Here is an 18,366-nt window from a genome sequence, read left to right on the forward strand (position 1 = left end):
GGCCGCGGGCTCAGCCGCGGGGCGGCCCGGGGGCGGCGTCCGCGGCCGCGGCGTGCTTGCCGGTGAGGGCAACCCAGCGCTCCAGGACGTCCGCGGCGGCTCCGGAGTCGATGGACTTGGCGCACGGGCCGAGTTCCCGGGCGATCCGCTCGGCGACCGGCAGCGGTGACGGGCGCAGCGCCGACAGCCCCGCCGCGGCCGACAGCAGCACGGCGTCCCGTACCGCGCCGCGCTCCCCGGCCAGCAGGGCGCGTACGACCTGTGCGTTGTGCTCGGCGCCGCCTCCGCGCAGTTCGTCCCGGTGGGCCCGGGCGATGCCGGCGTCCAGCGGATCGAACGTCTCCTCGCGGACCGTCCCGTCCTGCACGGACCAGACCTTGGAGGTGGTGGTGACCGTCAGTTCGTCGAGTCCGTCGTCGCCGCGGAAGACCAGCGCCGCGGTACCGCGGAGGGCCAGCACTCCGGCGATGAGCGGGGCGGTGCGCGCGTCGGCCGTGCCGACCGCCTGGGCGGTGGGTGCGGCCGGGTTGGACAGCGGGCCGAGCAGGTTGAAGACCGTCGGGATGCCGAGTTCCCGCCGGGTCGGGGCGGCGTGCCGCATCGCCGGGTGGAAGTGCGGTGCGAAGCAGAACGTGATCCCGGCCTCCTCGGCGACGTCCGCGACGGCGCGCGGCGGCAGGGTGAGGACGACACCCAGTCGCTCCAGCACGTCGGCGGATCCGCAGGCCGAGGACGCCGAGCGGTTGCCGTGTTTGACCACGCGGGCGCCGGCGCCGGCCGCCACGACCGCCGCCATCGTCGAGATGTTGACCGTGTCGGCGCCGTCGCCACCCGTTCCGACGATGTCCAGGGTGGGGCCGGGCACGTGGAGCGGCACGGCGTGCGCGCGCAGGCCGTCGACGAGCCCGCGCACCTCCTCGACGGTCTCGCCCTTGGCGCGCAGCGCCACGAGCATCCCCGCCAGCCTGGCCGGGCTCGCCGCACCACGCATGACCTGTTCCATCGCCCAGGCCGTGTCCTCGCTCGTCAGGTCTCTTCGCCCCAGGACCGCTTCGAGCAGGCCCGGCCAGTCACGCTCCGCCGCCGTCACCGGATCGTCCCCTCCCGTCGTCACGCCCGGTCGTGCCGCCGGGCCACCGTCCCGATCAGTCTGGGAGCCGCCGCAGCGGCCGGGCCAGACCAGTCGGAGGCGTCTTCACCGGTCCACTTGTCCTGGTAGAGAAGGGAGTTGACGATGGTGTGGCTGGCCTCCGTCAAGGTGTCACGCGCGTCGTCGGAACCGCTGACGAGTCAGATCCAGACGGCCGTCAAGCGCGAGATCAGGGAGGGGGTGCTGCGCCCGGGCACCCGTCTGCCCTCCAGCCGGGCCCTCGCCGAGGATCTGCGTGTCTCCCGCAGCGTGGTGGTCGAGGCGTACGGCCAGCTCATCGCCGAGGGGTTCCTGGAGGCGGTCCAGGGCTCGGGGACCCGGGTGGCGGGCCATCTCGCGCCGGTGCCGGTGGTGCCGACGCTACTGGACGAGGGGCGCGTTCCCGCGGTGCGCTGGGACCTGCGCACGGGAGGCGCGGTGACCGGGCACTTCCCGCACCGGGAGTGGGCCGTGGCCTACCAGCGGACGCTGCGCACCGTGGGCCGGGCGGAGCTGGACTATCCGCCGCTGTCCGGCGTGCGGGCGCTGCGTGAGGAGCTCACGCGTTATCTGGGCCGCGTGCGCGGGGTGCGCGCGACTCCCGAGCAGATCATGGTGGTTCAGGGTTTCGCGCACGGGCTGGCCCTGCTCTGTTCGGCACTGCCGCGGCTCGGTATCGGGACGGTAGCGGTGGAGGATCCGGGCCTGATCCGCCAGCACCGCTTCGTCCGGGAGGCGGGGCTGTCCGCGGTGCCCGTCCCGGTCGACGAGGAGGGCATCGACGTCGCGGCCCTGGCGCGCAGCGGGGTGCGGGCGGCGCTGATCACGCCGTTCCACCAGTTCCCCACCGGCGTCACCCTGTCCGCGCGGCGGCGCGCGGCGCTGGTCGACTGGGCCAGGGAGACGGGGGGCTACCTCATCGAGGACGACTACGACGGCGACTTCTGGTTCGAGCGCCGGCCGCATCCGCTGGCCCTGCAGCGGCTGGCGCCCGACCGTGTGGTGTACGCGGGCACGGCCAGCAAGGCTCTCGTCCCCGCCCTGCGGCTCGGCTGGCTGGTGGCGCCGCGGGGCATGATGCCCGTGCTGGAGCAGGTGCGCAGCCGGCACGATCTGGGCTCGGAGGCCCTGACCCAGCTGGCCTTCGCCGAGCTGCTGAACGGCGGCGCCCTGGACCGTCATCTACGACGGCTGCGGTCGCGCTACCGATCCCGGCGGGACGCGCTCGCCCAGGCAGTGCACCGCCATCTGCCGGGCGCCGCACTGCTCGGTTCCGCGGCCGGCCTGCACGCCTATCTGCGGCTTCCCCCGCACACCGACGAGGCGCTGCTCGTGGCCGAGGCCCTGCGCCGTTTCGTCCTGGTGCGCGGGGGAAGGGAGTTCACCACGCTGCCCCGGCCGCTGGAACCGGCCCTGGTGATCGGCTACGCCGGTCTGCCCACCACGGCTCTGCTCGACGCCCTCGCCGAACTCGGCCGGATCCGGGCGGCGCTGCCGGGTGCGGTACGGGGCGTGGCCCGGTCCGCCTGAGCGGCCGGCGTCCGCGGCCGGCCGCACCGCAGGTGCACCGACAGGTCCGGTCAGCGCCGCGCCGCGGCCAGGAAGTCCGCGAGCATGGCCAGGCCGCCGGTGGTGGTGATGGACTCCGGGTGGAACTGGACGCCCTCGACGGGCAGTTCCCGGTGCCGCAGCCCCATGACGTATCCGTCGTCCTGCGAACGGGCCGTGACCTGCAACGGTGTGGGCAGCGGCTCGGCCACGACGAGCGAGTGGTAGCGCGTGACCTCCACGGTCTGCGGAGCACGGGAGAACAGCCCCGTTCCGTTGTGCCGCACGGGGCTCGTGCGGCCGTGCATCAGGTGGTCCGCGACCTGCACTCGGCCGCCGAAGGCGAGGGCGACGGCCTGGTGCCCGAGGCACACCCCCAGCACGGGGACCTCGCCCGCGAATCGGTGGACCAGTTCCACGTGACCGGAGTCCGCGGGGTGCCCGGGGCCGGGACCGAGGATGACCGCGTCGGGGCGGCCGGCCACGAGCTCGTCGGGTGTCCTGGTACCGGACCGCACGACGTCGGTGCGCACACCGAGGGACCGGACGTACCGCTCGATGATGTGGGTGAAGCTGTCGTACGCGTCCACGATGAGTACGTTCACGCCGGCCGCTCCCCACTCGCCGCGCACACCCCGTTCCTGCCGTCGTCGACGAGTTCCTCGCCGGTCAGGGCCCAGTAGGCCGATCCCATCTTCGCCAGCGTCTCGTCCCATTCGGCCTCGGGCCGCGACTCGGCGACGATGCCGGCCGAGCTCTGCGTCGCGTACGTGCGCCCGTCGTACACGATGGTCCGGATGCACAGGGCGAGTTCGGCCCATCCTCGTACGTCGACGAGCCCCACCGCTCCGGCGTAGCTGCCCCGCGGCGCCCCCTCCAGCTCATGGATGATCTCCATGGCGCGCAGCTTGGGCGCGCCGCTCATGGTGCCGGCCGGGAACGTGGCCCGCAGGGCGTCCCAGACGGTGGCGGCGGGTTCGAGCCGGCCTGTCACCGTCGAGACCAGGTGGAAGACGTGGGAGAAGCCCTCGACCGTCATCAGCCGGTCCACGGGGAGGGTGCCCGGCCGTGTCACCCGGCCGATGTCGTTGCGGCACAGGTCCACCAGCATGATGTGCTCGGCCTGTTCCTTGGAACTGGCCAGCATCTCCTTGATGCGCCGCTCGTCGTCTTCCGCGCTGTGGCCGCGGCGGGTGGTGCCCGCGATCGGCCGCATGGTGATCCGGTCACCCGCGATCCGGAAGAACAGTTCGGGGCTCGCTCCGATGAGTTCCCCGTCGCCGCACGGCAGCAGGTACATGTACGGCGAAGGGTTGCGCCTGCGCAGCCTCCGGTAGACGTCCGTCGGCGTCAACGCGCTGTCCACCTCGATGCGGTGGCCGATCTGGATCTGGTAGATGTCGCCCACGCCGATGTGGTCCAGGCAGGTGCGGGCCCGCTCGAGGAACGTCTCGCGCCGCACCGAGTCCCGGACGGCGCGGGGGCGGGGCGCCTCGGGCACATCGGTCGGCCTGGCGGCGGCCGCCTGTTCGGCCAGTGCCACGAGGTCGAGCGGGTGGGACGGCGGGAGGAGCGGGCCGTCCGGGAACTCGGCCCGCAGCAGCCGTACGCCGTCGGAGCCCTCGGCGTAGCGGACAGTGTCGCGGAACAGAGTGAGGGCGAGATCGGGCACGCCCGCCGTCCCGTCACCGAAGGGCAGTTCCTCCATGTGCCGGGCCGCCTCGTAGGCCACGGTGGTCAGGAATCCGAAGGCGTACGAGGACGAGGGCACCGCCGTGTCCACCGCGAACAGGCCGGGGACGGCTTCCAGGAAGCGCCACACCCGGTCCCGTCCGTCCAGCGCGAACCGCAGGATGCCGTCGCCGCCGGGGGGTTCGGCGGTCAGTCCCGCGTCGGTGGCACACCGGGCGACGGCCTCGGTCAGGGCCGCGGGGCCGTCGATCTCCACGTGCCGGGCGTGGACCCGGATCTCCGCGAGCCGGCCGACACCCAGGACGGTCGGGCCGCGCTGCTCGTCGGGCCCGCCCAGGCTTTCGAACAGGAACACCTCACGGGCGCCGAGTTCGCGGCGCAGCAGGGCGTGGAGGTCGAGTGGGGAGTGGTGCGGCAGCCGGGCCTCGACGACCCGCACGGCGAACGGAACGAGTAAGGGGTCGTGGCCCGGTGTGCGCACGGACGTGTGCATGGTGCTCCTTCGCGGATTCGGTGCCGGACGGCCGACGGGAATCCCGGACGCGATCCGGGGATTCGGTCCGGTGGAATGCGCTTCAGACAATCACCGCGGTGTCGTACGGGACCAGACCATTTCCGCGGCACGGATACGGACCACTGCTGCGGCGCTTGCCCGCCGGTGTGAAATGCGGATTCACTGTGGACGCCGGATTTCCCGGATCCCTGCAGCGGAAATCCTTGTCGCCTTATCGGGAAGGACTGATCGTCCATCATGCAGCCGCAGCAACAGCCACGAGTACGCGCGAGACAGCAGCCGGGCTGGCCGGACGCGTCGGTCCTGAGTGCCGTCGTCGCTCAGTTGTCGGCGGCTCCTCCCTTGGTGTTCGGTCCCGAGTGCGAGCAACTCCGCGCCCAGCTGGCCGCCGTCGCGCGCGGCGAGGCCTTTCTTCTGCAGGGCGGGGATTGCGCGGAGACGTTCGGCGCGGTGACCGCGGACGGCATACGCGGCAAGCTGCGGACACTGCTGCAGATGGCCGTGGTGCTGACCTACGGCGCGTCCGTCCCTGTGGTGAAGGTGGGACGCCTCGCGGGCCAGTTCGCCAAGCCGCGCTCCAGCGCGGTGGAGTCCCGCGACGGGACGGCGCTGCCCTCCTACCGGGGTGACGCGGTGAACGGGCTGGACTTCACCGCCAAGGACCGTACGCCGGACCCGCGGCGGCTGCTGACCATGTACGAGAAGTCGGCGGTGGTGCTCAACCTCGTGCGCGCCTTCGCCGGCAGCGACGCCGACCTGCACCGGGCCCACACCTGGAACCAGGGCTTCGTGGCGGACTCGCCCGGCGGCTCGCGCTACGCCGCGCTCGCGGCCGAGATCGACCGCGCGCTGGCCTTCATGTCCGCCTGCGGCGTCGACCCCGGCGCGACCCGCTCCACGGACGTGTGGGCCAGTCACGAGGGCCTGCTGCTCGACTACGAACGCGCTCTGGTGCGGCGGGACACGACGACCGGGAAAACCTATGCCACGAGCGGACATCTGCTGTGGATCGGCGAACGCACCAGGGAACCGGACGGCGCGCACGTGGAGTTCTTCTCCCGGATCGCCAACCCGGTGGCCGTGAAACTGGGACCGGCGGCCACGCCCGACGAGGTCCTCGGCTACGTCGAGCGGCTCGACCCCGCACGGGAGCCCGGCCGCCTGACCTTCGTGGTGCGCATGGGCGCGGCGAACGTCCGGAACCTGCTGCCCCCGCTCATCGAGAAGACCGTTGCCGAAGGCATTCGGGTCGGCTGGGTGTGCGATCCCATGCACGGAAACACGTTCACCGCTCCGGACGGCCGCAAGACCCGCCATATGGAGGCGATCCTGGACGAGGTGGAGGGATTCTTCGAAGTCCATCGGGACTTGGGCACAGCACCCGGGGGGATACACGTGGAACTCACCGGCGACGATGTGACCGAATGCGTCGGGGGCAGTGACGACATTCAGGTCGACCAGCTGCACCGTCGTTACGAGACGGCATGCGATCCCCGGCTCAACCGGAGCCAGTCACTGGATCTGGCGTTTCGTGTCGCCGAAATGCTCCGCGAATCGTCCGGGGCGCCGGATGCTTCCCAGGTCGGGAAACACCCGGGCCGTTGATCGACGAACGGGATCAGGAAACGGCCGAACCGTCGACGGCGGCCGAGTTACCGAAGGCCGAGACCGCCTGGTAGTAGGTCCAGGCCGTGGCATCGCACGTCGAGCGGGATGCTCCGCTGTACGTGGCGCAGACCCGCTTCAGGTCCGCGTAGAAGGCGCTGTCCAGGCGGGACTTGTTCGCTTCGAAGGCGCCGGCCGCCTTGTAGTTGCGGTAGCCGAAGTCGTGGCGCGCGCACGCGTTCTTGAAGGGGAAGCCGAAGGGGTTGTCAGGGGACGTGGTGCAGTAGTCCGTCGACCAGTCGAAGCCGTAGGCGCTCCAGGCGGCCTGGTTCTCCCGGGCGGTGTTCCAGGCGGCGTAGCTCCCGGCGTCGGTCTGCGTCCAGGAGCTGAGCACCTGTGCCTTGTCCACCGGCGCGGCGCTCGCGTCGGCGGCGGACAGCAGCACGGCCGGCAGTGCGAGTGCAGCGGCGAAGAGCGGAGCGATGTGACGGCGGCGCACGCCTACCTCCAGTGGGTGTGAGGGAACGGCACGCTTCCGGATCGGAAACGAAGGGCCATCAGCATCGCCAGCCCCGTTAACCCGGCGATATCGCCGCCGACCGGCAGTGTCGGCCGCACCGAACCGGTCAACTCCCTGCGGCCGTGCGCGCCTTGAGAAACGCCAGGAGAGCCCGGGCCTGGGTTTGCCCGGGGCCGACAGACCATGAGGAGGACCAGAAGTGATCCGTATCCCGCGTGCGGCGGCCACCGTGGCAGTGGCCCTCGCGGTGGCTGCTGGGTTACCGGGGCCGGGGCGGGCGGCACCGGAACCGGAGCCCGGGCGGCCGTCGACTCCATTGTCCCCGGGCCTTCCAGAAGGCTGGCGGATCACCGGCTCCTGGCAGTCGGGGGAGCTGGTGTGGCGCTCGCCCGAGAGGGTGCCGGCGGGCGATGCCCGGGTCGAGTTCCACAGCGGCGACCGCCCGCTGGGCACCCCGGAACCTTCTGCGGACGGGCGCACCTTCCGGCTTCCGCTCGCCGGGGTACGCCTCGGCAAGACGGACGACCTGCGGGTCGTTGCCGCGGGACGCCGCCTGGAAGCGGCCGGAGTGAAGACCACGCGCGACCGCCAGAGAAGTGACGGTGCCTCAGCTCCCGGCCCCCTGCCGCTGACGGCGACCGTGAGCGACATCGATCCCGGCGTCGCCGGCCCGTTTCGCACCGTCAGCGGTGAGTACTCCCTGCCGTCGGTGCGCCTGCCCGGCTACGACGCCGAGGTGGAGATGCGGGCCGAGGTCGTCGCGCCGCAGGGCGCCCCGGGCCGGCGCCCGCTGGCGCTGTTCCTGCACGGCCGCCACGCCACCTGCTTCAAGGGCGACGACCTGGACGACCTGTCCATGGAATGGCCGTGCCCGACGGGCGCGAAGCCGGTGCCGAGCCACCGCGGCTACCTGCACGACCAGGAACTCCTGGCCTCCCAGGGCTATTTGACGGTCTCGATCTCGGCCAACGGTATCAACGCCCAGGACTGGAGACCCGACGACGCCGGCGCACAGGCCCGGTCCTCGCTCGTACGGCTGCACCTGGCGCGCTGGGCGGACTGGGCAGCCGACCCGGCCACGGCCCCCGCGATCGCGCGGAAGGCGCCGAGGGCCGACCTCGGCCGAGTCCTGCTGGTGGGCCATTCCCGGGGCGGCGAGGGCGTCAACCGGGCCGCGCTGGACAGCCTCACCCCACCGCCCGCCTTCCAGGACGGCTACCACGGCCAGACCCGCTGGACGATACGCGGAACCGTCCTGATCGGCCCCACGGCCTTCGGCCAGAACCCCGAACCCGACGTGCCGTCCATGACGATCCTGCCGGGCTGCGACGGCGACGTCCTCGACCTCCAGGGCGAGATCTACGTCGACGGCACCCGAGGGGTCAGCCGCGGCAGGGCCCTGCACAGCGCCGTCTACATGATCGGCGCGAACCACAACTACTTCAACAGCGAGTGGACCCCCGGCCAGGCCACCGCCCCGGCCGACGACGACTTCTCCTACGGCGGCGACGAGCACGACCCGCTGTGCTCCCCCGGCACCGCCAGCCGGCTGACCGCCGGGCAGCAGCAGCGAGCGGGCTCGACGTACATAGCCGCCGCGGCCAGGCTGTTCGTCGCCGGTGACGACCGGGTCCGCCTGCTGCTCGACGGGGCGCCGACGCGCGCCGCCTCCGCCGGCCCCGCCCGCGTGGCCACCCACGCCGTCGGCGCCGCCCGCTCCGGGGCGTTCCGGCCGGACTCCTCGACCACGATCAGCGGCGGCCGGCTGTGCTCCCAGGTGAACCCGAGCCCCAGCGTCTCCTGCCTGCCCTCCGGCCTCGAATCCGCCTCTCCCCACTTCGCGCCTTGGAGGATGGTGACCGCCAAGGAGCCGGGCCGCTACGCACTGGCCATGAACTGGACCCGCCCCGGCACCGCCACCCGGCTCAGCCCCGCCCGCCCGGTGTCCCTGTCCGGCGCCGAGGCGCTGACCCTGCGCGTGATCGTCCCGCCGAACACCACCGGCACGAAGCTGGACGTCGCCCTCACCGACACCTCCGGCAAGCAGGCCTCCCTCGGTCAGGTCCGCGTCGACGGCCTGCCGGGCACCAGCCGGACCTCCTCCTACTGGGCGCGCGAGGTCCGCGTGCCGCTGTCCGCCGCGGCCAGGGCCCGCATCGACCTCACCCACGTCAAGACCCTGCGGCTTACCCCGCGTAACGTGTCCGGGAAGGCCTGGCTGATGGACGCCTACGGCTGGCGCCCCGGCACCCCCGCGGCCGAGCCCACGAAGCCGACGCGCGTGGACGTCGGCCGGTTGACCGTCAAGGAGGGCGACTCCGGCACACGCACCTACCGCGTGCCGGTCAGGGTGTCAGGCTCGGGCAGCGGCGAGGTCCGGCTGTTCGTGGGCAGGCCGGGCAGCGATTACCCGGTCGTACGCTCGGTGACGGTCCGGCCGGAAACCCGCGTCGACATCCCGGTGACGGTCGAAGGCAACACCGGCTACGGCGACGATGTCGACCACCCGGTGTCCGTCAAGACCGTGCGCGGCGCCGTGGTCGGCTCCTTCCGGGGCGGAATCACCGTGGAGAACGACGACCCAAGCCCACGGTGACCGTGATGCCGGTCGCCGACCAGGTCACCGAGGGACAGCTGCTGCCTTGGGGGATCACCCTCTTGGAACCCGCCGACGACCCCCTGGAAGGGGAACTGCTCCGGACTGCCCAGTTGCCGGACGACCCGAAGTGTCCGGCAGCGCCAAGCGGTCACGCCTTCGGACTGCGGTTCGAACCGGAGGGCACCCGCCGCATCGACGTGACGGTGCCCACCGTCACCGACCAGGTGAGGGAAGTGACGGAGTCGCTGCGGCTGCGTCTGCGGACCTACGACGACAACAGGGGACCGGCCGAGGGCCCGGAAGTCACCTGCACGGTGCGCGACGGGTCGTAGCGAAGCGCCATGCCGTAACGAGGCTCCATGGAGTACCGTCGGCTCTCCCCCTCCCACGGCAAGAACCGCCGGCACCGCCGTGCTGGAACACCGACTGCTCCAGTCGGGCGCTGGCGCCGTAGGGCGCGGCGCAGGCCGGAGCGACATCAGTGTCTTGCTACGACTGGCGGGTGTGGGAGCAGCAACTCCCAATCCACTGTCAAGGACGTCCCCGTTGTCTCGGAATCACACGGTGGAGGCCATGACAGGCGGTGCTTGGCAACTCCTCTCGGCCGCCTTTTGCTGACCAGGACCCCAACATCGTGCCTCTGACCTGCACATATGCCTCAGGCGTAGATGTACGGCAACAACATCGAGGACCGCCTGGGCCACATCCGCTTCGCGCTGTTCTACGGGGTCTGCGGCTACACGTCGGCGTACGGCTTCGCACTGCTCAACGCCGGCTCGGGCCAGCCGATGCTCGGGGCCTCGGGCGCGATCGCGGGCGTCCTGGGTGCCTATCTGCTGCTGCATCCTACGGCGCGGCTGGGTCCTCGTGCCCTTCCTGGTCTTCCTGCCGCTCAGGCTGCCCGCCTGGATCGTGCTGGGCTCGTGGTTCGTGCTCCAGGCGGTGTACTCCTCCGGCCAGGCCGTCACCGACGCGGGCACCGTGGCGTACGTGGCACACGTCGTCGGCTTCGCCACCGGCATGCTGATCGCCTGGCCGCTGCGCCGCGGCACGACACCGCCGCCGGAGCCGCCCGGCCTGCTGTTCGGCAGGCAGGCCCGGCCCCGGCACCCGTGGTGAGTCAGCGGCCGGTCTCCGTGTGGACGTACTCCACGAGCCGGGTCAGCGCGTCCGGGTCGGTGGACGGCAGTACGCCGTGACCGAGGTTGAACACATGGCCCTCGAGGCCCGCCGCCGTGTCCAGGACCTCGCGGGCCCTGGCCGCCACGGCCTCTCGCGGGGCGAACAGGACGGTCGGGTCGAGGTTGCCCTGGAGCGCCTTGCCGGGGCCGACGCGGCGGGCGGCCTCGTCGAGCGGGACACGCCAGTCGACGCCGACGACGTCCGCGCCGGCCTCGCCCATGAGGCCGAGGAGTTCACCGGTGCCGACGCCGAAGTGGATGCGCGGGACGCCGTACGCCGCCACGGCCTCGAAGACCTTGCGGGACGCGGGCAGCACGGATCCCCGGTAGTCCACGGGGGCGAGGGCGCCGGCCCAGGAGTCGAACAGCTGGACCGCCGACGCGCCCGCCTCGATCTGGACCTTGAGGAAGGCGGCCGTGATGTCCGCGAGGCGGTCGAGCAGGTCGGCCCACAGCGCGGGGTCGCCGTACATCATCGCCTTGGCGTTCTCGTACGTGCGGGACGGACCGCCCTCGACGAGGTAGCTCGCGAGGGTGAACGGGGCGCCCGCGAAACCGATGAGCGGAGTGGTGCCGAGTTCGCGGGTGAGCAGGCCGATGGCCTCGGTGACGTAGGAGACGTCCTCGGGGGTCAGGTCGCGCAGCTGTGCCAGGTCCGCGCGGGTACGGATGGGGCGCTCGACGACCGGGCCGACGCCGGGCTTGATGTCGAGGTCGACGCCGATGGCCTTGAGCGGGACGACGATGTCGCTGAAGTAGATCGCCGCGTCCACGTTGTGCCGGCGCACCGGCTGGAGCGTGATCTCGGTGACCAGCTCGGGCCGCATGCAGGACTCCAGCATCGGGATGCCCTCGCGGACCTTGCGGTACTCCGGCAGGGAGCGCCCGGCCTGCCGCATGAACCACACGGGCGTGTGCGGCACCGGTTCGCGTCTGCACGCCTTGAGGAACGGAGAGTCGTACGTCGCGGTCGGCTGCTGGCCCGAGGGGCTTCCGTTGGCACTCACGACGGCAAGTCTCGCATGACGGTCGCCGGTCACTTACCCGGTGTGGGGGTTGCCCGGCGCGGGGGTTGCCCGGCGCGGGGGTTGCCCGGGGCGGGGTCGCTCGCCCACGCCTGTGGGGTGCCTCCCTGGGCCTCAGGGCACTGGGGGAGCCACGGCTGCCCTCAGCTGCGTATGCCCACATAGGGTGTCTAGCCCAGCGCCATAGCCCGGTTCCCCTTAATCTTCCCGCATGGCTGCGGCTCAGGGACGACTGTCGGACGGCGCTGGCGGAATGGACGAAGCGAAGGACACCGAGGAAGAGGGTCGGCGTGCGGGCGCGGGCCCGCTGCCCTTCCGGGCCGCCGTCGACGCGCTGCGCACCGCGCGACTGCGGCCGCAGATCGAGGTGGAGCCGACCCGCGCACCGCAGCGGCTCGCCCCGTACGCGTACGCGCTGGAGGCCGCGGTCGTCGACGGCGACCAGGACCTGGCGGACGGCCGCCTGGTACTGCTGCACGACCCGGCCGGGCACGACGCCTGGCGGGGCACCTTCCGGCTGGTGACGCTGGTGCGCGCGGAGCTGGAGGCGGAGATGGCCGCTGACCCGTTGCTGCCCGACGTGTGCTGGTCCTGGCTGACCGGCGCGCTCCAGGCGCGCGGACTGACGTACGGCGAGCCGAGCGGCACCGTCACGCGCGCGAGTTCGCACTACTTCGGCGGGCTGGCGGAGCGTCCGTCGGCCTCGCAGATCGAGATCCGGGCGTCCTGGACGCCCCGCGAGGGCCTGGGCGGCGTTCCGGACACCGCCGCGCACCTGGCCTCCTGGTGCGATCTGCTCGCCCAGGTCGCGGGGTTGCCGCCGGCCGGTCCGGGCGACGCGTCGGTGGTGACGCTGCCCCAGCGGCGCGGCCCGCAGTCCTGCTGATCCCGTTCGCCGTTCCCTGCGGTTCCCGTCGGGTTCCCGCCCTGTTTCCCTGTGTCAACCCTGTGACCCGCTCATGCACCCCATCCGACCGATCACTTTGTCGATACGGACACATTCCGAAAAAATCAGCCACCCAATCGGGCCCGACCGAACCGATTCGTTCGTCGGGCGATCGATCGCGTGTCCGAATTGCACAGATTGTTACTCACTGAATCGTGATCATTCTCTAAAGGACGCCGGGTTTGCTGCCGAAGACCACTGTGACCTTGAAAGCACGGTTCGTCCCGGCTTCACCCCCACGAGCCGGCCCCGTCCCGCACCCCAGGAGGCCTGGTGTCCGTTCTACTTGAGCAGCCCGCAAGCCTGGTCGCCTACCGCCCGAACAAGCCGACCGCCATGGTGGTCGTGGCCGACCCGCGCGTCCGCTCCACCGTCACCCGCCACCTCTGGGCGCTCGGTGTGCGCGATGTCATCGAAGCCTCGTCCATCGCGGAGGCTCGTCCCCGCATCGGCAACCCCCGCGACATCTGCGTCGCCGACGTCCACCTGCCCGACGGCTCGGGCCTGACCCTGCTGTCGGAGACCCGCGCCGCCGGCTGGCCCAACGGCCTCGCCCTGTCCGCCGCCGACGACATCGGCGCCGTCCGCAACGCCCTCGCCGGCGGCGTGAAGGGTTACGTCGTCACCGGCACCCGTACGAACGTCGGGCTCCCCACCCGGCCGGGTGCCGCCCCCATCGGCGCCGCCGCCGCGCGTCTGCACCGCCGCCCCCCGGGTGCCCCGAGTCACCCGGGCGGCTACCGCGAACTGTCCGGCCGCGAGGTCGAGGTGCTGCGACTGGTCGCGGAGGGCCAGTCGAACAAAGCGATCGGCGTCTCCATGGGCCTGTCCGCGCTGACCGTCAAGAGCCACCTCGCCCGCATCGCCCGCAAGCTCGGCACCGGCGACCGCGCCGGAATGGTCGCGGTGGCCCTGCGCACCGGCATCATCCACTGACCGCACCCCCACCTGTTCCCACCCCTGTTCGCCGACGTGAACGGGCCCGGCCGCTGGCCCGGCTCAGGTCCGGCCCGCCCCGTGAGCCCGGCAGGGCACCCGCCTGACTGGTTTACGACCCTTGAGCGCCCGTCGACGGAACGTTCCGTCGGCGGGCGCCGTCCATCCCCGGATACCCTTGACAGGTGACCGACGCCCAAGAGACCGCAGCAGACACTTCACTGCGAACCACCGGAGGCGCTCCTCCGGACGACGGCGGATCTTCTGCTACGGAGGCGCCGATCCCGTTGCTCGAACCCCGCGAGGGCATCCCCCCGGTGATCGCTGACGAGGCCGCCCTCGCGGAGGTGATCGCCGCCTTCGCCGCCGGCTCCGGCCCCGTCGCCGTCGACGCCGAGCGCGCCTCCGGCTACCGCTACGGCCAGCGCGCCTACCTCGTCCAGCTGCGCCGGGAGGGCGCCGGGAGCGCGCTGATCGACCCCGTGGCCTGCCCCGACCTGTCCGGCCTGGGCGAGGCGCTGTCCGGCGTGGAGTGGGTGCTGCACGCGGCCACCCAGGACCTGCCGTGCCTGCGCGAGATAGGTATGGTGCCCAGCCGCCTGTTCGACACCGAGCTGGCCGGGCGGCTCGCCGGGTTCCCGCGGGTCGGGCTCGGCGCGATGGTCGAGAACGTGCTCGGCTACGTCCTGGAGAAGGGCCACTCCGCGGTCGACTGGTCCACCCGGCCGCTGCCCGAGCCGTGGCTGCGGTATGCGGCGCTGGACGTGGAGCTGCTCGTCGATCTGCGGGACGCGCTGGAGAAGGAGCTGGACCGGCAGGGGAAACTGGAGTGGGCGCGGCAGGAGTTCGCGGCGATTGCGGCTGCGCCGCCGGCCGAGCCGCGGAAGGATCCGTGGCGGCGGACGTCCGGGATGCACAAGGTGCGGCGGCGTCGGCAGCTGGCTGTCGTAAGGGAGTTGTGGCAGACGCGGGATCGGATCGCGCAGCGGCGGGATGTGTCGCCGGGCAAGGTGTTGTCGGACGCCGCCATTGTGGAGGCCGCGTTGGCCCTGCCGGGCAACGTCCAGGCTTTGGCGGCGTTGAATGGGTTCGGGCATCGCATGGGGCGGCGTCAGCTTGAGCAGTGGCAGGCCGCGGTGGATCGGGCCAAGGGGCTTTCCGATGCGCGGTTGCCCGCGCCGGGGCAGCCGGTGACGGGGCCACCGCCGCCGCGGGCCTGGGCCGACAAGGATCCCGCTGCGGCGGAGCGGCTCACTACGGCGCGGGCTGCGGTGACGGCGCTTGCCGAGCAGCTCAATATGCCGCAGGAGAACTTGATTACGCCGGATACGGTTCGGCGGGTTTGCTGGGAGCCGCCGAAGGTCTTGAGTGCCGAGTCCGTGGGGGCTGCGCTGGCCGGTTACGGTGCGCGGGTGTGGCAGGTCGAGCTGGTGACGCCGGTGCTTCTGGGTGCGCTGGCTGTTGGGGGTGCCTAGCCGCCGTAGGAGTCTTTGTCGTACGGCGGCTGCGGGTTCTAGTGGCTTGTCGCCCGGTTCCCCGCGCCCCTTAGAGGTGGGTCACCTCGTCGCTCCTCGCATGAAACCGTTGTAGATGTACCTCTGCAGGCAGAGGAAGACGATCAGTGTGGGCAAGATGACCAGGACCGCTCCTGCCGAGATCGTTTCCCAATGCGCGCCGAACGGGCCCTTGAAGCGGAAGAGGGACGTTGAGATCACGCCATGGTCCTGGGACGGCAGGTAGAGGAAGGGGATGTAGAAGTCGTTGTAGGTGGTGATGCCTTTGACGATGACTACGGTGGCGATCGCCGGTTTCAGGAGCGGGAAGATGATTCTGCGGTAGATCGTGAAGGCGCTGGCGCCGTCCAGGCGCGCCGCCTCGTCGAGGGACAGTGGGATCGAGCGGATGAACTGCAGGAAGATGTAGATCGACACGATGTCCGTGCCCGTGTAGAGCAGGATCGGCGCCCAGAGGGTGTCGAACGCGCCGAAGCTGTTCACGATCTGGAAGGTCGCCACCTGTGTCGTCACGCCGGGGACGAGGGCGGCGATCAGGAACAGGGCGACGACGATTTTCCGGAAACGGAAGGTGAACCGGTCGATCGCGTACGCCGTCATCGAGCCGATGAGGACGGTGCCCCCGATGGCGACGACCAGGATGATCGCCGTGTTTCCGAAGGCGGAGAGCATCCGGCCGTCCTGGAACGCCGTCACGTAGTTGGCGAAGTTGAGCGGGTCCTCGGGGAGCGAGAGGGCTCCGCTGCCCTTGGCCATCTCCTCCTCCGACTTGAGGGAGGTCAGGAGGACGGCGCCGAGCGGCAGCAGGACGATCACCGTCGCGGCGATCAGCGACAGGTACATGAGGATGCGGGCAACGGCTCGGCGGGTCATACGAGGTCCACCCTGTCGTCGGGGACGAGCCGGCGTTGCACCCAGGTCACCGTCAGGATGATCAGCAGCAGCACGACGGCGGCGGCCGAGGCGAGGCCCGTCTTGTTGAACTGGAAGGCCAGCTTCACGGTCTGGATCACGAAGGTCTCGGTGCCGGTCGCCCCGCCGGTCATGATGTACGGGATCTCGAAGACCGCCAGCGAGCCGGAGATGGACAGGATCACCGTCAGCGTGAGGACCGGCTTGATGCCCGGCGCGATGATGTGGCGGAACTGGTGCCAGCGGTTCGCGCCGTCCAGGTCGGCCGCCTCGTACAGTTCCCCGGGGATGGACTGGATCGCGCCGAGGAAGAGGACGAAGTTCAGGCCCAGGTAGCGCCAGACCGACACGCCCGCGAGAGAGGTGTTCGCGGAGGACGGCGTGCCCAGCCAGGTGTGGTCGGTGTGCACGCCGAACAGGCTCAGCACCGAGTCGAGGGTGCCGCCGTCCTGGAAGAAGTACAGGAAGACCAGGCCGATCGCGACGCCGTTGATCAGGTACGGGAAGAACAGCACGCCCTTGAAGAAGTTCCGGAAGCGGACGTTGAAGCTCAGCACCGTCGCGAAGTACAGCGCGAGGACGATCTGCACGGCCGAGGCGACCAGGTAGTAACCGCTGACGAAGAAGACCTGGAAGAGGTCCTCGCGGGTGAAGATCTCGGCGTAGTTCCCGGCGCCCGTGTAGCTCAGTTCGGGGCTCACGCCGTCCCAGTCGGTGAAGCTGTACGCGACCATGTTGGCGATCGGCGCGTAGGTGAAGGTGATCAGGAGGGCGAGCGGGGCGAGCAGAAACAGCCAGGGGGTGACGACCCGCCGCAGGCGGGCCCTGCGCGGCGCGGGTTCGGCGACTGCCGTCTCCGGGCCCGGTGGCGCCGGAGGCCGGGAGGCGGCCGCCTTCTCGGTGGTGTCCGTCATCAGGACCCCAGGCTCGCCTGCGTGTCGGTCCACTTCTTGGAGAGGTCCGCGAAGAAGTCAGCCAGGCTGCCCTTCTTCGCGCCGCGGGCGAGGTCGACCAGGTTCTGGCGGTAGGTGGGCTGGTAGATGCCGACCTCGGAGGCGTTGTCGAGCTTCTTGAGCTTCGCGCCCGCGGTGTCGTCCACCTCGATGATCTTCACGCCCGCGTCCTGGTACGGCTTCAGCACCGCGGGTAGGGCCGCGTCCTTGAGCGGGGAGACGGCCAGGTTGTCCTCGACGTAGCCGGACTTGTCGGTGAACCAGTCGATCCAGGCTCGGGCCGCCGCCTTGTGCTTGGAGTGGACGTTGACGGCCTGGTTGTAGTCGGGCTGGGCGACCGCGCAGAAGGTGCCGTTCTTCTTCGCCGGGAAGGGCATGAACCCGATGTCGTCCGGGTTCACGCCGGCCTTCTTCGCGGCGTCCTGGAACTGGATGATCGCCCAGGTGCCGAGCCACTGCGTGGCGATCTCGCCCCGGGCCAGACGCGGTTTGGACTCCTCCCAGTTGGTCGTCGTCGGGTCTTTCTCAGCGAGCCCCTGCTTGACGATGTCGTGCAGCAGCGTGTCGCCGACGCGCAACTCGGAGCCCTTCGCCCACGGGTCGCCCTCGGCGAGCTTCGTGGTGGCCTGGGTGTCGCAGTTGACCGCGCCGCGGACGTCTGTCCACTGCGTCATCGGCCACTTGGCGGCGAAGTTGGTGTAGAAGGGGGTCGCGTCGGTCTTGTCCTTGATGGCCTTCAGGGCGTCGAGGAACGCGGCCGGGCTGGTGGGCCATTCGGTGACCCCGGCCTCACGCCAGACCTTCTTGTTGTAGAGGAAGCCGGGTATCACGCCGACCGGGCTCTGGCCGTAGACCTTGCCGTCGACGGTGGTGTAGTCGGTGAAGCGGTATTTCTTGCTGCGCTCGGCCTGGGTGCCCAGTGAGGCGAAGAACTTGGGGTAGTCGTCCTTCTCGATGACCGCGGGGATCAGCAGGACATCGCCGTAGTCCTCCGTGTTCATCCGGATCTTGATCTCGGACTCGTAGTTGGTGAGGGCCTGGAACTCGACCTTCACCTTCGGGTAGGTCTTCCTGAACTCGGCGGCGTACCGGTCCATCGTGCCGTCCTGCACGAGGTCGGTCCGCACGGTGAGGACCGTGATGGTCCCTCTCACCTTCGACGGGTCGGTGGGCGCCTCGGCCTCGGCGCCCTCGGTCCCGCGCGAGGTTCCGGTGCAGCCGGCGGCCACCAGGGCGGCTCCCACGGCGAGTGCCAGGACAGTACGGCGGTTCATGTGCATCAGCTCCGTTCT

General features: G+C 71.0%; 13 protein-coding genes and 2 pseudogenes. 7 read left to right on the forward strand and 8 right to left on the reverse strand.

Going from position 1 to position 18,366, the window contains the following annotated elements; translation table 11 throughout:
• Positions 1-10: 10 nt before the first annotated feature.
• Positions 11-1,114 carry an anthranilate phosphoribosyltransferase gene (trpD, locus tag H8R17_RS20125; protein WP_187824600.1) on the reverse strand — a complete coding sequence of 368 codons (1,104 nt, stop codon included), beginning with the start codon at positions 1,112-1,114 and terminating at the stop codon, positions 11-13.
• 120 nt (positions 1,115-1,234) lie between these two features.
• On the opposite strand from trpD, the gene H8R17_RS20130 reads away from it, so the two are divergent.
• Positions 1,235-2,659, forward strand: coding sequence for a PLP-dependent aminotransferase family protein (locus tag H8R17_RS20130; protein ID WP_187824601.1), 1,425 nt, complete (start codon positions 1,235-1,237; stop codon positions 2,657-2,659).
• A gap of 50 nt (positions 2,660-2,709) precedes the next feature.
• On the opposite strand, the gene H8R17_RS20135 is transcribed toward H8R17_RS20130, so the two are convergent.
• Positions 2,710-3,282: an aminodeoxychorismate/anthranilate synthase component II gene (locus tag H8R17_RS20135; protein ID WP_187824602.1), complete on the reverse strand. Its 573-nt coding sequence runs from the start codon at positions 3,280-3,282 to the stop codon at positions 2,710-2,712.
• Complete coding sequence (locus tag H8R17_RS20140) at positions 3,279-4,862, reverse strand: anthranilate synthase component I family protein (RefSeq protein WP_187824603.1); 1,584 nt, start codon at positions 4,860-4,862, stop codon at positions 3,279-3,281. The genes H8R17_RS20135 and H8R17_RS20140 overlap by 4 nt, the downstream gene beginning before the upstream one ends.
• Before the next feature lie 258 nt (positions 4,863-5,120).
• Here H8R17_RS20140 and H8R17_RS20145 point away from each other — a divergent pair, with 258 nt between their 5' ends.
• Complete coding sequence (locus H8R17_RS20145) at positions 5,121-6,488, forward strand: class II 3-deoxy-7-phosphoheptulonate synthase (RefSeq protein ID WP_187824604.1); 1,368 nt, start codon at positions 5,121-5,123, stop codon at positions 6,486-6,488.
• A 13-nt stretch (positions 6,489-6,501) separates the two neighbouring features.
• On the opposite strand, the gene H8R17_RS20150 is transcribed toward H8R17_RS20145, so the two are convergent.
• On the reverse strand, positions 6,502-6,987 hold the full coding sequence (locus tag H8R17_RS20150; RefSeq protein ID WP_187824605.1) for a phospholipase: 486 nt from the start codon (positions 6,985-6,987) through the stop codon (positions 6,502-6,504).
• 220 nt (positions 6,988-7,207) lie between these two features.
• Between H8R17_RS20150 and H8R17_RS20155 the strand changes: the two are divergent.
• Both H8R17_RS20155 and H8R17_RS20160 read left to right on the forward strand, forming a co-directional pair.
• Positions 7,208-9,939: pseudogene (locus tag H8R17_RS20155) on the forward strand (hypothetical protein).
• Between the two features lie 336 nt (positions 9,940-10,275).
• Positions 10,276-10,726 (forward strand): annotated as a pseudogene (locus H8R17_RS20160) (rhomboid family intramembrane serine protease); the annotation flags it as partial.
• 1 nt (position 10,727) lies between these two features.
• On the opposite strand, the gene hemE reads toward H8R17_RS20160, so the two are convergent.
• Positions 10,728-11,795, reverse strand: coding sequence for a uroporphyrinogen decarboxylase (hemE, locus tag H8R17_RS20165; RefSeq protein ID WP_187824606.1), 1,068 nt, complete (start codon positions 11,793-11,795; stop codon positions 10,728-10,730).
• A 229-nt stretch (positions 11,796-12,024) separates the two neighbouring features.
• On the opposite strand from hemE, the gene H8R17_RS20170 reads away from it, so the two are divergent.
• The 3 genes from H8R17_RS20170 to H8R17_RS20180 all read left to right on the forward strand — a co-directional run bounded on the left by H8R17_RS20170 (position 12,025) and on the right by H8R17_RS20180 (position 15,170).
• Positions 12,025-12,699, forward strand: coding sequence for a DUF3000 domain-containing protein (locus tag H8R17_RS20170; protein ID WP_187824607.1), 675 nt, complete (start codon positions 12,025-12,027; stop codon positions 12,697-12,699).
• Positions 12,700-13,032: 333 nt separating this feature from the next.
• Positions 13,033-13,695, forward strand: coding sequence for a response regulator transcription factor (locus H8R17_RS20175; RefSeq protein ID WP_003993737.1), 663 nt, complete (start codon positions 13,033-13,035; stop codon positions 13,693-13,695).
• Between the two features lie 185 nt (positions 13,696-13,880).
• Positions 13,881-15,170: a ribonuclease D gene (locus H8R17_RS20180; RefSeq protein ID WP_187824608.1), complete on the forward strand. Its 1,290-nt coding sequence runs from the start codon at positions 13,881-13,883 to the stop codon at positions 15,168-15,170.
• 81 nt (positions 15,171-15,251) lie between these two features.
• Here the strand turns inward: H8R17_RS20180 and H8R17_RS20185 are convergent, their stop codons facing one another.
• Genes H8R17_RS20185 through H8R17_RS20195 form a run of 3 tightly spaced genes read right to left on the reverse strand, consistent with a single transcriptional unit; the run spans position 15,252 to position 18,348 of the window.
• Positions 15,252-16,082 (reverse strand): carbohydrate ABC transporter permease, encoded by an 831-nt coding sequence (locus H8R17_RS20185; protein WP_187824609.1) that lies wholly within the window; start codon positions 16,080-16,082, stop codon positions 15,252-15,254.
• A complete protein-coding gene (locus H8R17_RS20190) occupies positions 16,079-17,035 on the reverse strand; it encodes a carbohydrate ABC transporter permease (protein ID WP_187824610.1) in 957 nt (318 codons plus the stop codon). The genes H8R17_RS20185 and H8R17_RS20190 overlap by 4 nt, the downstream gene beginning before the upstream one ends.
• Positions 17,035-18,348, reverse strand: coding sequence for an ABC transporter substrate-binding protein (locus tag H8R17_RS20195; RefSeq protein ID WP_187824611.1), 1,314 nt, complete (start codon positions 18,346-18,348; stop codon positions 17,035-17,037). The genes H8R17_RS20190 and H8R17_RS20195 overlap by 1 nt, the downstream gene beginning before the upstream one ends.
• Positions 18,349-18,366 lie beyond the last annotated feature (18 nt).

Source organism: Streptomyces sp. TRM68367 (assembly GCF_014495685.1).
GTDB lineage: Bacteria > Actinomycetota > Actinomycetes > Streptomycetales > Streptomycetaceae > Streptomyces.